This window comes from Vibrio olivae (genome assembly GCF_042428525.1).
GTDB lineage: Bacteria > Pseudomonadota > Gammaproteobacteria > Enterobacterales > Vibrionaceae > Vibrio > Vibrio olivae.
Genome location: NZ_JBHMEP010000012.1, coordinates 1 through 16,166 on the forward strand (window position 1 = coordinate 1; position 16,166 = coordinate 16,166).

Here is a 16,166-nt window from a genome sequence, read left to right on the forward strand (position 1 = left end):
TTGAAACCTCAGTTGATTCTTTAGAATCATCTTTGATTATCATCAACGAGTGCCCACACAGATTGATAGGTTTATATTGTTAAAGAGCTTGTTTTGAAGCTTCCCTCAAAACGGACGGCTATTTTAGCGAGCTAGCATTTGGTGTCAACCACTTTATGCAAACTTTTTTGAAGTTATTTACTCTAAAAAATTTCCGTTTGCGTTAGGTCAATTTTTCTTGCGAAGCGTTTCCCTGACAGCGAGGCGCATTATAGATATCCGATTTTGATTGGCAACCCTTTTTTTAGGTTTTTTATCGTTTTTTCATTGTTCGGTTAGTTCTTAGCCTAAAAGCGATAAAATGATCCCTTTCAATTATTGCTTTCGCCACTTTTCGACAAAAAGACTGACTTTTTTCCAGTTCGTGTACTCAATATCTTTACTGGTATCCGTTTCTCCTCCAGTCATTTTCATGATCAGGCGAATCATCACTTTATCGATCCAGCGATATTTAGGGTAACGAAGCGCGCCAGCAAAGACGCCAATAAGTGTTGGCTGCCAAGGTGACTTTTTCAAAAAGGTGCGAATGTAAGCACTGCCCTCAGGTGTATCCTTACCTTGGTCTTCTTTGCGAGCGGTTAAATTGACACAGAAGAATGCCGCATTGTGCTGTTTCAGTTGCTGTTGATGGCGCTCAATAAACTGATAAAGCTTTTTATTGAGATGCCCATAACGTATCGACGCTCCCACCAGCACTTTCTGGTAACCAGAAAAATCAATATGCTCGACTTGATGTATATCGACCAATTCACACTGATACTCTGGCAGCTCTTTATCGATGTATTGGAGTATTTTTTTCGTTTGCCCTTCTCGGGTTGAATATAGAAGCAACGCTTTGTTACTCAAAGTCACTCTCCTTGGCTTAACTTCGCCAAAATGTCGGGGTGAATAAAATTAATAGGGTAAAGATCTCAAGACGTCCAAACAACATCGATACGACCAACACCCATTTGGCCGTATCGTTCACATCCGCAAAGTGAACCGATACCTCACCGAGTCCTGGACCTAAATTGTTTAACGTCGCGGCAACGGCAGAAAACGCGCTGAGCTCATCCATACCAGTTGCTATTAAACACAGCATACAAATCACAAAGACCAATGCATAAGCAGAAAAGAAGCCCCAAACAGCATCAACGACTCTTGCTGGCAACGCACCACCACCAATTTTGATGGTATAAACGGCTCGTGGGTGAACCAAGCGTTTAATTTCCCGCGCGCCCTGCAAAGTTAACAGAAGTATACGAATGACTTTCATCCCTCCTCCTGTAGAACCTGCACAGCCTCCAATAAAAGAAGAGAACAATAATAATACCGGTAAGAATAGCGGCCAATCAGAGAACCCCGTGGTCGTGAAACCTGCCGTCGTCGAAATCGAAACGGTCTGGAATAACGCCTGATCAAATGCATCGTAGAATGAGTCATGGCTTTGATGATTAATCAAAACTGAAAAGCAGATGGCAAATAAAATGACCTGAATAACAATAAAGGCTCGGAATTCCGGGTCTTTTATGTAGTACTTGGGATGAACACCGCCAGATGCAAATGCAGCAAAATGCAGAGAATAGTTACATGCTGAAATGAGGAGAAAAACCACCGTAATGACGTTGATCGCGTAGCTATCAAAATACCCCATACTGGCGTCATGTGTTGAGAAGCCACCAATCGCAATGGTTGAAAAGCTATGACTAATCGCATCGAATGGCGTCATGCCTGCGCCCCAGAATGCCAATGCACAGGCGATCGTTAAACTTAAGTAGATATACCAAAGCGCTTTTGCGGTCTCAGCAATACGCGGCGTCATCTTGGTATCTTTTACCGGGCCAGGAATTTCAGCTCGATAGAGCTGCATGCCACCAATGCCCAGCACCGGAAGAATCGCGACGGCGAGCACAATGATCCCCATGCCGCCGAACCATTGCAGTAGCTGGCGGTAAAACAATATCGCTTTGGGTAATTCATCGAGCCCCACAATGACCGTGGCACCCGTAGTGGTTAATGCCGAAAAAGACTCAAAGAATGCATCGGTTACCGAGACACCCGGGTTATCGGAAAGTAGGAAAGGAATTGAACCCGCACTGCCAAGTACCGTCCAGAACAAAACAACAATTAAAAAGCCATCACGAGCTTTTAGCTCTTTACGAAAGCGACGATTAGGAAACCAACAAAGTCCGCCACAAAAGAACAAAGCAAAAAACGTCGTCACAAACGCCACGCCAGCGCCATCGCGGTAGATTAAGGCTACGAGCGCTGGTGCGAGCATAGAGAGACTAAAAAGGGCGAGAAGTAGCCCAACGATTCGGATAATAGATCGAAATTGCATTGCTATATGAGAGTGACGCGCTGCGGCCTCTAAACTTCCTAGTTGTTTTTGTTATCTTCCAGTGGCGTAATCATCGCTTTAGCACCACTTTTATTGATTACCGCCAGTGAAAAATCTTCCAGCTGCCGACGCTCGATTTCCAAGATTAAATCAATACTCTCACCGTAGTTAGCACTCACTTCTAATACTGAAAACTGAGTCATTAAAGCTTGAGCTATCGGCATAAAAGCATAGTCTAACTGTAAGCGTAGCTTTGTCGTGATTTTTTTCTCAATAGTTTGAAGCAGCTTGAGAGCTTGTTGAACACCACCACCATAAGCCTTGACGAGACCACCCGTACCCAATTTTACACCGCCCGAATATCGAGTTACGACAGCACAAATTTCACCGACACCAGAGCCGGAAAGCTGGGAAAGTATTGGTTTGCCAGCGGTTCCAGACGGTTCGCGATCATCACTAAACCCCCACAGCATCGAATTTTCAGGACGACCCGCGACAAACCCCCAGCAATTATGACCAGCTTCATTATGTTGTTGGCGCACAGTATCAATGAAGGCTTTCGCCTCATCAATACTCGCAGTATGGGACAACTGGGTAATAAACAGGCTTTTTTTAATTTCTTCTTGATACACCGCCATTTGTGCAGGAATCAAATAAGGTTTGTCATTCATAACCATTCACTTTCGTCACTCTGCGCCACAGTGTATCACGCCTCGAAGTTAAGTTGTTGTATGTACCCAGCGCACAATGTTAAACAGTTGTTTAAAAAATGTATTGAAATTCAACATTCCCAAGTCCACACTACTGGTACTGGTCTAACCAGAATAAAACTATAACGATTTTACCTCTACAAAACTCAGATCGTAGGTCATGGAGACAAACAATGATTTACCAAGCCGAAACCCTACACGTTAAGGAAGCGCAAAACGGCATCGCCGAACTCTGCTTTTGCGCACCTCAATCTGTCAATAAGCTCGATCTCGCGACTTTGCAATCACTTGACGCTGCACTTGATGAGATCCTAAAAAACACCACGATTAAAGGACTCATCCTCACCTCGAATAAAGACAGCTTTATCGTTGGTGCGGATATTACCGAGTTTTTAACTCTCTTCGCCAAACCAGAACACGAATTAGACCAATGGTTGCAATTTGCGAACAGCATTTTCTCCAAACTCGAAGATCTTCCATTTCCTACAGTGTCAGTGTTACAAGGGCACGCTCTTGGTGGTGGATGTGAGTGTGTACTCGCTACTGACTTTCGCATCGGTGATGCAACCACCAGCATCGGTTTGCCTGAAACGAAGTTAGGCATCATGCCAGGGTTTGGTGGTTGTGTACGCCTTCCACGTGTGATTGGTGCCGACAGCGCCATGGAGATCATCACCCAAGGTAAAGCATGCCGTGCTGACGAAGCGCTCAAAGTGGGTTTACTAGACGCAGTTGTTGATAGTGCTCGCTTAAAAGAGTCTGCGCTTGAGACTCTAAGCCAAGCCATTAATGAAAAAATCGATTGGCAAACGCGACGCCAACAAAAAACGTCGTCATTAACACTCAGTCAAACAGAAGCGCTCATGAGCTTCACCATGGCTAAAGGTTTGGTTGCCCAAAAAGCAGGCCCTCATTATCCGGCACCCATGGCCGCAGTAAAAGCGATCGAAGAAGCCTGCACGAGGTCGCGCGATGCTGCCCTGGATATCGAGCGTAAGTATTTTATTAAACTCGCAAAATCAGAAGAAGCGAAATCCCTTGTCGGATTATTCTTAAACGATCAGCACATCAAAGGCTTGGCGAAACAAGCAGCGAAGTCTGCGTCTAAACCCACCTCACGCTCAGCCGTTTTAGGCGCGGGTATCATGGGTGGCGGTATCGCTTATCAATCTGCACTGAAAGGTGTACCGGTATTAATGAAAGACATTGCCCAATCTTCGTTAGATCTGGGTATGACCGAAGCTTCAAAACTGCTCAACAAACGACTAGAGCGAGGACGAATTGATGGCTTCAAGATGGCTGGCATTCTCGCGTCCATTACACCGAGCCTGCATTACTCTGGGATTGAAAACAGTGACATTATTGTCGAAGCCGTCGTTGAAAACCCGAAAGTCAAAGCCTCGGTGCTCAGTGAGGTTGAAACCCATATTGGCAACGACACGGTATTAACCTCTAACACATCAACTATACCGATCAATCTTTTGGCGAAATCGCTGAAGCGTCCAGAGAACTTCTGCGGCATGCACTTTTTTAACCCTGTACATCGAATGCCTCTGGTCGAAGTCATTCGAGGCGAACAGACTTCAGAAGATACGATTAATCGAGTGGTGGCTTACGCCGCACAAATGGGTAAATCCCCCATCGTCGTCAATGACTGCCCAGGATTCTTCGTCAACCGCGTTCTATTCCCCTATTTTGGCGGCTTCAGTTTATTGCTGCGTGACGGTGCCGATTTCACCTCCATCGATAAAGTCATGGAGCGCCAATTTGGTTGGCCTATGGGACCTGCTTACCTACTCGATGTCGTTGGTATAGATACAGCCCATCACGCTCAAGCCGTCATGGCGGAAGGGTTCCCTGAACGTATGCAAAAGCAAGGACGTGACGCTATTGACGCTCTGTTTGATGCGGATAAATATGGTCAGAAAAATGGCAGTGGATTCTATAGCTATACCTTAGATAAAAAAGGTAAACCGAAGAAAACCTTCTGTGAAGACGTATTATCTCTACTCAACGATGTTTGTGCAAAACACCAAGATTTTGACCAACAAACGATCATTGAGCGCATGATGATTCCGATGCTCAACGAAGTCGTGCTATGCCTTCAAGAAGGTATTATTGCGTCACCGCAAGAGGCTGATATGGCATTAGTGTATGGCCTTGGGTTCCCTCCATTCCGCGGCGGTGCACTGCGTTATCTCGATAGCCTTGGGCTTGAACACTATATCGCAATGACGCAGAAGTACGCGGATTTAGGTGCCATGTACCAAGCACCACAACTGTTAATCGATATGGCAGAGCAAGGGAAAACCTTTTACTCCACACAACCGACCGATTCAATCTAGGAGGGATACCAAATGAATAATGTAGTTGTCGTTGATTGTCTTCGTACTCCAATGGGTCGCTCCAAAGGTGGTGCTTTTCGTCATACTCGTGCCGAGGACCTTTCAGCTCGTTTGATGAAAGGAATACTTGAACGTAACCCTCAGCTCAATCCAAATGAGATTGAAGATATTTATTGGGGATGTGTGCAGCAAACACTCGAGCAAGGCTTCAATATCGCTCGTAATGCTGCGCTGCTCGCTGGCCTACCGATTGAAGTCGGCGCTGTCACCGTGAACCGACTATGTGGTTCATCGATGCAGGCTCTGCATGATGCGAGTCGAGCCATTATGGTTGGCGATGCAGAGGTGTGCCTTATTGGTGGTGTCGAACATATGGGACATGTCCCCATGACTCATGGCGTGGACTTTCACCCCGGCATGTCCAAGAACGTGGCAAAAGCGGCAGGCATGATGGGCTTAACAGCGGAAATGCTTGGTAAAATGCATGGCATCAGCCGTGAACAGCAGGATGCGTTCGCCGCACGTTCTCATGCACGCGCTCATGCTGCAACCCTTGAAGGACGATTTAAAAATGAGATCTTGCCAATGGAAGCCCATGGTCCCGATGGCACGCTATTTACTCTCGACTACGATGAGGTGGTACGCCCAGAAACCAGCGTTGAAGGGCTGTCACAATTGCGCCCTGTATTTGACCCAGTAAACGGAACCGTGACGGCAGGAAGTTCTTCTGCCCTTTCCGACGGCGCATCGGCGATGTTGATCATGAGCGAAGCAAAAGCCAACCAGTTAGGATTACCTATTCGCGCTAAAATTCGTTCGATGGCTATCGCAGGCTGCGATCCCTCTATCATGGGATACGGTCCGGTGCCAGCAACCAAAAAAGCACTGAAACGTGCAGGGCTAACCATGGATGATATTGATCTTGTCGAACTTAACGAAGCCTTTGCTGCACAATCTTTACCCTGTGCCAAAGATTTAGGTTTGTTGGAGAAGGTTGATGACAAAGTCAACCTTAACGGCGGCGCGATTGCACTGGGCCACCCGCTAGGGTGCTCTGGATCGCGCATCTCAACCACATTGATCAATCTGATGGAAAGTAACAACGCCAAATACGGTTTAGCGACAATGTGTATCGGCCTTGGTCAAGGAATAGCGACTATTTTTGAGCGTCCTTAAACATATCATTTGGAAACACTATGCCAGCAGTGTCACTGCTGGCATTTTTTATGATGCAATCCAATCTTGATACAACTTCTGCTCCGGTCCTAAATAGTCGACAAGCCACTCGATCATTTCGTGGTTATCATCATTTCGCCAAACCATGCAGCACTGACTGAGAGGAGGATCGTCAATCAACTTTTTCTCCACCAGCCATTTTTGATCGATCAAGGGCTTGGCAATATGCCTTGGCATGTACCCCACACCCACACCTTGTTTTAAACACTCTATGGCACTATACCAATTGGGTAATAATAACCGCCGCTGCTGGCGGTAGTGCACCGTATGCCGCTTAGGCAGGCTAATTGAAGTATCATCCAAGCACACCGCTGGATACGCGCTCAGTTGATCAGCACCGAGTATGTCCAAGTTGGCACACGGGTGATCGGGCGCCATGACGAAAGCCCAATCGAGAACCCCCATTTCTTTGACTTCGAAGTTCCCACCAACCGGTACTGCGGACGTAGCGCCAATCACCACATCAGCTCGACCTTGATCAATGGCTTCCCAAGACCCGTTAAACACTTCCATGTTTATTTGTAATTCAGCATGTTGAAATCGTTGGTAAAAGGCTTCGATCAAAAACTGCAATTTATCCAGTTTTACGACATTATCGAGAGTCAGCTTGAGTGTTGTTTGCCAACCAAAAGCCGCACGACGCGTTTGCATTTTGATCTCATCCATTTGCCGAAGTAGAACTCGAGCTTCATCTACGAATAGTTCTCCTGCTTTGGTTAAGGCGACTCTACGAGGCAAACGCTCAAACAAGAGGACATCGAGTTCCTGTTCAACTTGGCGTACACCATAGCTGATCGCTGACGGCACCTTATGCAATACCTCCGCCGCAGCTGAAAAACTTCCCAGCCGAGCAACCACATCAATCATCTCAAGGGATGAGCGAGAAAATGCACTCATGACACTCTGTGACTCATACTTTCTACCTTTCAATTTTTTTGATAGATAACCACAAATTTTAACGTTTCACATCACACAAAAGCTTCAATACAATCCACACCCTAATATCTGCCAAGTTTTTAAACTCATAAAAGAGTGAATTATTTTGAATAATAACAGTATAAAACCTTCCTTCATGCAAATTTTTTATCTCGCAACCTTATCGATGCTGGGGTTTATTGCTACTGATATGTACCTCCCAGCGTTTAAAGCCATGGAAGTTGATTTTGCTACTGGACCTGAGCACATCGCGTTATCACTCACGGTCTTTCTAGTTGGTATGGCGGTGGGGCAACTCATTTGGGGGCTGATCTCCGATAAGTACGGACACCGTCAAACCCTAATTGTCGGGCTACTTTTATTTTCAGCCGCCTCTCTAGGGCTTAGCTATAGCCAACAGGTATGGCAACTATTAAGTTTACGCTTTATACAAGCAATCGGCGTGTGTGCGCCAGCTGTTATCTGGCAAGCGATGGTGATTAAGCGCTATTCCACAACCACCAGCCAGCAAATTTTTGCCACCATTATGCCATTGGTTGCTTTATCGCCGGCTCTGGCGCCGCAATTAGGCGTCGTTCTTGCTGAACATTGGGGTTGGCGAAGTATTTTTGTATGTCTCACCGGTGTCGGCGTAATCGTGGCGCTGCAAACACGTCTGCAACCTTGCGATCTTAATCAGACAAAAAAAAGCACCTCAGTGGCTTCGGATATCAAGGCATTACTGGTTAGCAAAGTGTATCTTGGCAATGTGCTGATGTTTGCGATGGCCTCAGCGGCCTTCTTTGCTTACTTAACGGGCATGCCAGAAATTATGGCCTCGCTGGGCTATTCGGCGAAAGACATTGGACTCAGCTTCACCCCTCAAACCATCGCATTTATGACAGGCGGTTTTTTCGGTAAACAGTTGGTCAAAAAATATGGGGATGAGAAGATCCTTAAACACCTGATCGGGTTATTTACCGTGGCCAGTTTACTGGTATTTATTGCCTCGCAATGGTCACTGTCCTCTATTTGGCCGTTGTTATTACCATTTTGTTTGATTGCGACCGCCAATGGCGCGCTGTATCCGGTTGTGGTCAATCGAGCTCTCGCCAGCGCAAAACAAAGCCCTGCGACCGCTGCAGGATTGCAAAATAGCCTACAAATCTGTGTGAGCAGCCTGTTCAGTGCTGGCGTTGCAGCCTTTGCAAGCCAAGTATTGCCAGTAACAGGCGTCGCCATCTTAATCACAACGCTAGGCGTATGGGCTGGCTACCTCTTAGCTAATCGACCACTACGTCAACAACTGACCATTCCAGACAATGCTCGAGTCGTCAGCGACGAACAATAATCCACATAAATAAAAAGCACCGTTAAACGGTGCTTTTTATTGCTTATTTTTTCTTGACGGGTCGCTGCCAATCGGCGATTTTTCGCTCTTTAGCTCGCGTGATAACTAACTCGTTTGATTCCACATCTCGAGTGAGTGTTGTTCCCGCACCTACCGTTGCACCATCTGCAACGGTCACTGGCGCCACCAATTGGCTATCAGAACCGATAAACACGTCATTACCAATAATGGTTTTGTGTTTGTTCGCACCATCATAGTTGCAGGTAATCGCCCCTGCCCCGATGTTAGTACGCTTCCCAATTTCCGCATCGCCAAGGTAAGTGAGATGGTTCGCTTTTGAACCGCTGCCTAAACGCGCATTTTTGACTTCCACAAAATTACCAACATGCGCATCATTTTGTAATTCAGCGCCAGGACGAAGTCGAGTAAATGGCCCAACCGTACACTCTTCACCAACGGTGGCCCCTTCAATAACGCTATATGGACGAATAATGGTGTTGTCATCAATTTCACAATCTTTAAGCATACACCCCGCACCAATCACTACGTTATCTCCCAGAGACACATTCCCTTCAATGATAACGTTCGCGTCAATTTCTACATCCATACCACATTGCAGTTCGCCACGTAGATCGAAGCGAGCAGGGTCACGCAACATCACACCCTGCGTAAGCAGTTTTTTGGCTTGAATCGACTGATACGCACGCTCCAAACGAGCCAATTGCAAACGGTCATTTACCCCTTCAACTTCAATCGGATTCGCCGGATGTACCGCTTCTACCGCTCGACCTTCTTCGTGAGCCGCTGCAATCACATCTGTCAGGTAGTACTCGCCTTGCGCGTTATTGTTATTCAACCCAGAGAGCCAGCGCTTAAGATCAGCGCCCGTTGCCACCATCACACCGGTATTAATTTCTTTAATCAGCTTTTGTTCTTCAGTGGCGTCTTTTTGCTCAACAATTGCCACAACTGGGCCATTTTTACGTACAATACGTCCATATCCTGAAGGATCATCAAGAACCACCGTCAACAATGCAATCCCACCTGTTGGCTGCGCATCCAGTAAGCTTTCAATGGTTTCTTCTGAGATCAAAGGAACATCGCCATAGAGCACGAGAATCTTCTCATCATCAGCGAACTTTTCTGACGCTTGATCGACGGCATGCCCAGTCCCTAACTGATCGGCTTGCAGCACCCAGTTAACTGGCTCATCCACCAGCTCTTGCTGCATTTGATCGCCGCCATGGCCGTAAACTAAATGGATATTTTGCGCCCCTAAACCGACACATGTATCAATAACATGTTTTGCCATTGGTTTCCCCGCAAGGGTGTGAAGGACTTTAGGTTTATTAGAATACATGCGAGTGCCTTTGCCCGCAGCCAGAATGACAGCACTAAACTTCATACAATACCTGTTTGGAAATGTGTTTGGAGATGGTCGTAATGAGAGAGATTGTAGCCAGTTGACCATAAATAGTTAACGGCAATTGCCAGAAAATGGGCTGAGGAAAGCAAAAAGGCGGTCAAATGACCGCCTTTTGTACTCGATAACGCCGAAAATTAACGACGTTTCTTTGTCAACTCGATTACTCGTAGCTGAGCCATGGCTTTAGCCAGTTCACTGGCCGCTTGCGCGAAGTCCATATCACCGTGCTGATTCTGGATTTGCTCCTCAGCGCGACGTTTGGCTTCTTCTGCCTTCGCTGCGTCTAGGTCTTCACCACGAATTGCTGTATCAGCTAGCACAGTCGCTGTGCCAGGCTGAACTTCAACAATACCACCAGAGACATAGATGAACTCTTCGTGGCCGTGCTGTTTTACAATACGCACCATACCAGGCTGAATAGCGGTCAGCAGCGGTGTGTGACCATGGAAAATACCAAGTTCACCTTCGCTACCGGTCACCTGAAATGTTTCTACGCGACCAGAGAAAAGTTTTTTCTCGGCGCTCACAACATCAAGGTGAAAGGTTATTGCTGCCATATCGCCTCCTAGTTAGCCTTATAGCTTCTTCGCATTCTCAAGAGCATCGTCAATGCTACCGCAGTACATGAACGCTTGCTCTGGGATGTCGTCGTATTCACCAGATAGCAGACCTTGGAAGCCACGTAGAGTCTCTTTAAGAGGTACGTAGATGCCTGGGTCACCAGTAAATACTTCCGCTACGTGATAAGGCTGAGTTAGGAAACGCTCAATCTTACGTGCACGAGATACGACTTGCTTATCTTCTTCAGATAGCTCGTCCATACCTAGAATCGCGATGATGTCTTTCAGCTCTTTATAGCGCTGAAGAGTCTGCTGCACGTTACGAGCTGTGTCGTAGTGCTCTTGACCAACAACCAGCGGATCAAGCTGACGAGACGTTGAATCTAGTGGGTCGATCGCTGGGTATAGACCCATTGCAGCGATGTTACGGTTAAGTACAACCGTTGCATCCAAGTGCGCGAACGTCGTTGCAGGAGATGGGTCAGTCAAGTCATCTGCAGGTACGTATACCGCCTGTACAGACGTGATAGAACCTTGACGAGTTGAAGTGATACGTTCTTGGAGAACACCCATTTCTTCCGCTAGCGTTGGCTGGTAACCTACCGCTGAAGGCATACGACCTAGAAGTGCCGAAACCTCAGTACCCGCAAGGGTATAACGATAAATGTTATCGATGAACAGCAGAACGTCACGACCTTCGTCACGGAACTTCTCTGCCATTGTTAGACCAGTCAAAGCAACACGTAGACGGTTACCTGGTGGCTCGTTCATCTGACCATAAACCATCGCTACTTTTGATTCTTCAGGTTTTTCGATGTTTACAACACCGGCTTCCTGCATCTCAAAGTAGAAGTCGTTACCTTCACGAGTACGTTCACCAACACCCGCGAATACAGACAAACCAGAGTGTTGAAGTGCGATGTTGTTGATAAGCTCCATCATGTTAACGGTCTTACCTACACCTGCACCACCGAATAGACCGATTTTACCACCCTTAGCGAATGGACAAATTAGGTCGATTACTTTTACACCTGTTTCCAGTAGCGCAGTCTCGTTTGACTGCTCTTCATAGCTTGGTGCTGGGCGGTGGATAGAGTATGTCTCTTCCGCTGCCACTTCACCACGCTCATCAATCGCATCACCAAGTACGTTCATGATACGACCAAGGGTCTTAGTACCCACTGGTACTGAGATTGGAGCACCGGTATTTTCTACTGCAACTCCACGACGTAAACCATCTGAGCTACCCATGACGATACAGCGCACAACGCCACCGCCAAGTTGCTGTTGAACTTCAAGAACAAGACGTTCTTTTGAATCGACAACGTTCAGAGCGTCATACACTTGAGGGACATCGCTCTGTGGGAACTCTACGTCGACTACCGCACCGATGATCTGTACGATCTTACCTGTAGCCATCGTTAATCCTCTAAACTAATTCGTTTTACCTATTGCTTAAACCGCTGCTGCGCCACTAACAATCTCAGACAACTCTTGGGTGATAGCCGCTTGACGCGCCTTGTTATACACCAGTTCTAAGTCATCAATCAGATTGGTTGCGTTATCAGTTGCTGCTTTCATCGCAATCATTCGTGCGGCTTGCTCACAAGCCAAGTTTTCGACCACACCCTGATAAACCTGTGATTCTACATAGCGAAGCAATAATGCATCGAGCAGAGGTTTCGGTTCAGGTTCGTAAATGTAGTCCCACGAATGGTCGCGTTGTACTTCTTCGCTATCTGATTTAGGCAAAGGTAGTAATTGATCGATCGTTGGTTGTTGAACCATTGTGTTGACGAACTTGTTCGACACCACATATAGGCGGTCCAATTCACCGGCATCGTATTTCTTCAACATCACGCTCACTGAGCCGATCAAGTCTTCTAAACTTGGTGAGTCACCAAGGCCAGACACCTGAGCCGCCACTTTTGCGCCGCTGTTGTTAAAGAATGCAGTCGCCTTTGAGCCAATTACGGCTAGCTCAATTTCAGCGCCTTTCTCTTTCCATGCTTGCATATCTGTCACAGCTTTTTTGAACAAGTTAATGTTCAAGCCGCCACACAAGCCACGGTCTGAAGAAACGATGATGTAACCAACACGCTTAGCTTCACGCTCTTCTAGATACGGATGACGATATTCTAGATTTGCGTTTGCCACGTGACCGATCACTTTACGCATTGTTTCCGCGTATGGACGAGAAGCTTCCATTGCATCTTGAGAGCGACGCATTTTTGAAGCTGCTACCATTTCCATCGCTTTCGTAATTTTCTGAGTGCTTTTCACACTACCGATTTTATTACGTATCTCTTTTGCGCCGGCCATCGTTACTCTCCTTTAGTTGGTGGCAGAAACTGCCACCGACCTAATTACCAAGATTGGGTTGCTTTGAAGTCGTCAACCAGTTTCTTCAACTGGGCTTCAACGTCATCGTTATAAGCACCCGACTTGTCGATCTCAGCTGCTAATTCAGCATATTGACCGCGAGCATACGATAGTAAAGCTTCTTCGAAAGCGAGAACTTTAGACAGTTCTACGTCATCGAGGTAGCCACGCTCCGCCGCATAGATAGTCAACGCTTGGTCAAACACAGACATTGGAGCATATTGTTTCTGCTTCATAAGCTCTGTGACTTTCTGACCATGGTCAAGCTGCTTCTTGGTTGCTTCATCTAGATCCGATGAGAACTGAGCAAACGCAGCCAATTCACGGTAAGCAGCCAGTGCGGTACGAATACCACCCGATAGCTTCTTAATGATCTTGGTTTGCGCCGAACCACCTACACGAGATACAGAGATACCAGGGTCAACCGCAGGGCGAACACCAGCATTGAATAGCTCAGTTTGTAGGAAGATCTGACCATCGGTAATCGAGATTACGTTAGTCGGTACGAATGCGGATACGTCACCAGCTTGAGTTTCGATGATAGGTAGCGCGGTCAATGAACCGGTTTTACCTTTCACTTCACCATTAGTGAAACGCTCTACGTAATCTGCGTTTACACGAGCAGCGCGCTCTAGTAGACGAGAGTGGAGGTAGAATACGTCACCTGGGAAGGCTTCACGGCCTGGTGGGCGTTTTAGAAGTAGAGAAATCTGACGATACGCTACTGCTTGCTTTGATAGATCATCATAAACAATCAGTGCATCTTCACCGCGATCGCGGAAGTACTCACCCATCGCACAACCTGCATATGGCGCTAAGTATTGTAGCGCTGCAGATTCAGAAGCCGATGCCACAACCACGATAGTGTTTGATAAAGCGCCGTGCTCTTCTAATTTGCGTACTACGTTAGCGATTGTCGATGCTTTCTGACCGATCGCGACGTAGATAGAGTAAATACCAGAATTCTTTTGGTTAATGATCGCATCGATCGCCATCGCTGTTTTACCAGTTTGACGGTCACCGATAACAAGCTCACGCTGACCACGACCGATTGGAATCATAGAGTCAACAGACTTGTAACCAGTTTGCACAGGTTGATCAACCGATTGACGGTCGATTACACCTGGTGCAATCATTTCAACAGGCGAAGTTAATTTCGCTTCGATAGGACCTTTACCATCGATAGGCTCACCCAGTGTATTCACTACGCGGCCTAATAGCTCAGGACCAACTGGCACTTCAAGAATGCGACCAGTACCTGTTACTTTCATGCCTTCCTTAAGGTCAGCATATGGGCCCATTACAACCGCACCAACCGAGTCACGCTCAAGGTTTAGTGCTAGTGCATAACGGCCACCCGGTAATTCAATCATTTCACCTTGCATCACGTCCGCTAGGCCGTGAATGCGGATGATACCATCGCTTACCGATACGATAGTACCCTCGTTGCGAGCTTCACTAACAACGTCGAAAGACTCGATACGTTGTTTGATTAGATCGCTGATTTCCGTGGAATTAAGTTGCATGCTCCAATCCCCATTAAGACTGCAATGCATCGCTCAGGCGGTTTAAACGACCGCGTGCTGAGTTGTCGATGACTAGGTCTCCGGCTCGAATAATCACCCCGCCAAGCAGGGACTCATCTACACTGCAATTCAGCTTTACTTTGCGTTCAAGACGCTGCTCAAGTTTGCTACTGATATCTGCTTGCTGCTGATCAGAGAGTGCCGTTGCTGAGATAACCTCAACATCAATCTCTTTTTCATGCTCTTGCTTAAACGCAAGGAATTGCTCACATACATCAGGAAGGGCCATTAAACGACCATTCTCAGCCATTACCTTCAATAGGTTTTGGCCATGTGCATTAACTTGTTCGCCACAAACTGCAACAAATAATTCGGCCAATTTATCGGCAGAAACAGAACCCGTTAACAGCTCTTTAATTTGTTCATTGTTCGCGACTTCAGCGGCAAAAGAGAGCATTTGACCCCATTGGTCTAGCTCGTTCTTTTCCACAGCAAAGTCAAAGGCTGCTTTAGCATAGGGGCGTGCAATTGTTGTCAAATCAGACATGTCGCCCCCACTCTTAAAGTTTTGCAGTTATGTTGTCGAGAATATCTTTGTGCGCATCTTTATCGATAGAACGCTCAAGGATTTTCTCAGCACCAGCTACAGCCAGAGTTGCAACTTGTTTGCGTAGATCATCGCGTACACGATTACGTTCCGCTTCAAGTTCCGCTTCTGCTTTCGCAAGGATCTTCTGGCTTTCAGCCTTCGCTTCCTCACGTGCTTCTTCAACAATTTGAGACTTACGCTTATTCGCTTGCTCGATGATCTCAGTTGCTGTGCGCTTCGCTTCTTTCAATTGCTCAGAAGCGTTTGCTTGTGCCAGATCCAAGTCTTTTGCAGCACGTTCTGCTGCTTGTAGACCGTCAGCGATTTTTTTCTGACGTTCTTCGATCGCTTTCATCAACGGCGGCCACACATATTTCATGCAGAACCACACAAAGAGTGCGAACGAGATTGCTTGACCTAGCAGAGTTGCGTTCATATTCACAACAGCTACCCCTCTATTTGGACTAAGTGTTAATCAAAGACAAATGATATTGTCTGACGTTAAAAGTGATTAACCTAGCTGACCAACAAATGGGTTCGCGAAAGTGAATAGCAGAGCGATAACGATACCGATCATTGGAACCGCATCAAGTAGACCTGCGATGATGAACATCTTAACTTGTAGCATAGGAGCCATTTCTGGTTGACGAGCTGCACCTTCCAGGAATTTACCACCTAGAAGCGCGAAACCAATCGCAGTACCTAGAGAAGCAAGACCGACGATAATACCTACGGCGATTGCAGAAAAGCTCAGTAAAGTTTCCATT

Annotated in this window: 15 protein-coding genes; 3 read left to right on the forward strand and 12 right to left on the reverse strand. The window is 46.7% G+C overall.

Translation table 11 applies throughout. The features are described from left to right. Window positions 1–354 precede the first annotated feature (354 nt). From hemG to ACFFUV_RS20655, 3 genes are read right to left on the reverse strand one after another with little or no spacing between them, the layout of a single operon-like run. Window positions 355–885, reverse strand: coding sequence for a menaquinone-dependent protoporphyrinogen IX dehydrogenase (gene hemG / locus ACFFUV_RS20645; RefSeq protein WP_390196867.1), 531 nt, complete (start codon window positions 883–885; stop codon window positions 355–357). 16 nt (window positions 886–901) lie between these two features. Then, on the reverse strand, window positions 902–2,359 hold the full coding sequence (locus ACFFUV_RS20650; RefSeq protein WP_390196870.1) for a TrkH family potassium uptake protein: 1,458 nt from the start codon (window positions 2,357–2,359) through the stop codon (window positions 902–904). Between the two features lie 38 nt (window positions 2,360–2,397). After that, on the reverse strand, window positions 2,398–3,030 hold the full coding sequence (locus ACFFUV_RS20655) for a YigZ family protein (RefSeq protein ID WP_390196873.1): 633 nt from the start codon (window positions 3,028–3,030) through the stop codon (window positions 2,398–2,400). 212 nt (window positions 3,031–3,242) lie between these two features. Here ACFFUV_RS20655 and fadB point away from each other — a divergent pair, with 212 nt between their 5' ends. Beyond that, window positions 3,243–5,414 carry a fatty acid oxidation complex subunit alpha FadB gene (gene fadB, locus ACFFUV_RS20660; protein ID WP_390196875.1) on the forward strand — a complete coding sequence of 724 codons (2,172 nt, stop codon included), beginning with the start codon at window positions 3,243–3,245 and terminating at the stop codon, window positions 5,412–5,414. A 12-nt stretch (window positions 5,415–5,426) separates the two neighbouring features. After that, window positions 5,427–6,590 carry an acetyl-CoA C-acyltransferase FadA gene (gene fadA, locus ACFFUV_RS20665; protein WP_390196878.1) on the forward strand — a complete coding sequence of 388 codons (1,164 nt, stop codon included), beginning with the start codon at window positions 5,427–5,429 and terminating at the stop codon, window positions 6,588–6,590. Window positions 6,591–6,638: 48 nt separating this feature from the next. On the opposite strand, the gene punR is transcribed toward fadA, so the two are convergent. After that, the gene (gene punR / locus ACFFUV_RS20670) at window positions 6,639–7,547 is read right to left on the reverse strand and encodes a DNA-binding transcriptional activator PunR (RefSeq protein ID WP_390196881.1); all 909 of its coding nucleotides are present in this window, start codon (window positions 7,545–7,547) and stop codon (window positions 6,639–6,641) included. A gap of 175 nt (window positions 7,548–7,722) precedes the next feature. Between punR and punC the strand changes: the two genes are divergently transcribed. Beyond that, window positions 7,723–8,916, forward strand: coding sequence for a purine nucleoside transporter PunC (gene punC, locus ACFFUV_RS20675; protein WP_390197077.1), 1,194 nt, complete (start codon window positions 7,723–7,725; stop codon window positions 8,914–8,916). 43 nt (window positions 8,917–8,959) lie between these two features. Here punC and glmU read toward each other — a convergent pair whose 3' ends face one another. The 8 genes from glmU to atpE form a co-directional block, all read right to left on the reverse strand. Next, the gene (gene glmU / locus ACFFUV_RS20680) at window positions 8,960–10,321 is read right to left on the reverse strand and encodes a bifunctional UDP-N-acetylglucosamine diphosphorylase/glucosamine-1-phosphate N-acetyltransferase GlmU (RefSeq protein WP_390196884.1); all 1,362 of its coding nucleotides are present in this window, start codon (window positions 10,319–10,321) and stop codon (window positions 8,960–8,962) included. A 155-nt stretch (window positions 10,322–10,476) separates the two neighbouring features. Then, complete coding sequence (locus ACFFUV_RS20685; RefSeq protein ID WP_390196888.1) at window positions 10,477–10,899, reverse strand: F0F1 ATP synthase subunit epsilon; 423 nt, start codon at window positions 10,897–10,899, stop codon at window positions 10,477–10,479. An 18-nt stretch (window positions 10,900–10,917) separates the two neighbouring features. After that, a complete protein-coding gene (atpD, locus tag ACFFUV_RS20690; protein WP_390196891.1) occupies window positions 10,918–12,321 on the reverse strand; it encodes a F0F1 ATP synthase subunit beta in 1,404 nt (467 codons plus the stop codon). Between the two features lie 36 nt (window positions 12,322–12,357). After that, window positions 12,358–13,224 carry a F0F1 ATP synthase subunit gamma gene (atpG, locus tag ACFFUV_RS20695; protein ID WP_390196894.1) on the reverse strand — a complete coding sequence of 289 codons (867 nt, stop codon included), beginning with the start codon at window positions 13,222–13,224 and terminating at the stop codon, window positions 12,358–12,360. Window positions 13,225–13,268: 44 nt separating this feature from the next. Continuing rightward, entirely contained in the window at window positions 13,269–14,810 is a 1,542-nt protein-coding gene (gene atpA, locus ACFFUV_RS20700) for a F0F1 ATP synthase subunit alpha (RefSeq protein WP_390196897.1), read from the reverse strand. Between the two features lie 13 nt (window positions 14,811–14,823). After that, the gene (atpH, locus tag ACFFUV_RS20705; protein WP_390196900.1) at window positions 14,824–15,357 is read right to left on the reverse strand and encodes a F0F1 ATP synthase subunit delta; all 534 of its coding nucleotides are present in this window, start codon (window positions 15,355–15,357) and stop codon (window positions 14,824–14,826) included. A gap of 13 nt (window positions 15,358–15,370) precedes the next feature. After that, window positions 15,371–15,841 (reverse strand): F0F1 ATP synthase subunit B, encoded by a 471-nt coding sequence (atpF, locus tag ACFFUV_RS20710; protein WP_390196903.1) that lies wholly within the window; start codon window positions 15,839–15,841, stop codon window positions 15,371–15,373. A 69-nt stretch (window positions 15,842–15,910) separates the two neighbouring features. Further along, window positions 15,911–16,165 carry a F0F1 ATP synthase subunit C gene (gene atpE / locus ACFFUV_RS20715; RefSeq protein ID WP_002540812.1) on the reverse strand — a complete coding sequence of 85 codons (255 nt, stop codon included), beginning with the start codon at window positions 16,163–16,165 and terminating at the stop codon, window positions 15,911–15,913. Between the last annotated feature and the right edge of the window lies 1 nt (window position 16,166).

Excerpts from the sequence above, each read along its gene's own strand:
- fadB (WP_390196875.1), top strand. The coding sequence starts at position 3,243 with ATGATTTACCAAGCCGAAACCCTACACGTTAAGGAAGCGCAAAACGGC.
- atpH (WP_390196900.1), bottom strand. The coding sequence starts at position 15,357 with ATGTCTGATTTGACAACAATTGCACGCCCCTATGCTAAAGCAGCCTTT.
- atpE (WP_002540812.1), bottom strand. The coding sequence starts at position 16,165 with ATGGAAACTTTACTGAGCTTTTCTGCAATCGCCGTAGGTATTATCGTC.
- ACFFUV_RS20685 (WP_390196888.1), bottom strand. The coding sequence starts at position 10,899 with ATGGCAGCAATAACCTTTCACCTTGATGTTGTGAGCGCCGAGAAAAAA.
- ACFFUV_RS20655 (WP_390196873.1), bottom strand. The coding sequence starts at position 3,030 with ATGAATGACAAACCTTATTTGATTCCTGCACAAATGGCGGTGTATCAA.
- fadA (WP_390196878.1), top strand. The coding sequence starts at position 5,427 with ATGAATAATGTAGTTGTCGTTGATTGTCTTCGTACTCCAATGGGTCGC.
- atpG (WP_390196894.1), bottom strand. The coding sequence starts at position 13,224 with ATGGCCGGCGCAAAAGAGATACGTAATAAAATCGGTAGTGTGAAAAGC.
- punC (WP_390197077.1), top strand. The coding sequence starts at position 7,723 with ATGCAAATTTTTTATCTCGCAACCTTATCGATGCTGGGGTTTATTGCT.
- glmU (WP_390196884.1), bottom strand. The coding sequence starts at position 10,321 with ATGAAGTTTAGTGCTGTCATTCTGGCTGCGGGCAAAGGCACTCGCATG.
- atpD (WP_390196891.1), bottom strand. The coding sequence starts at position 12,321 with ATGGCTACAGGTAAGATCGTACAGATCATCGGTGCGGTAGTCGACGTA.
- atpA (WP_390196897.1), bottom strand. The coding sequence starts at position 14,810 with ATGCAACTTAATTCCACGGAAATCAGCGATCTAATCAAACAACGTATC.
- ACFFUV_RS20650 (WP_390196870.1), bottom strand. The coding sequence starts at position 2,359 with ATGCAATTTCGATCTATTATCCGAATCGTTGGGCTACTTCTCGCCCTT.
- punR (WP_390196881.1), bottom strand. The coding sequence starts at position 7,547 with ATGAGTGCATTTTCTCGCTCATCCCTTGAGATGATTGATGTGGTTGCT.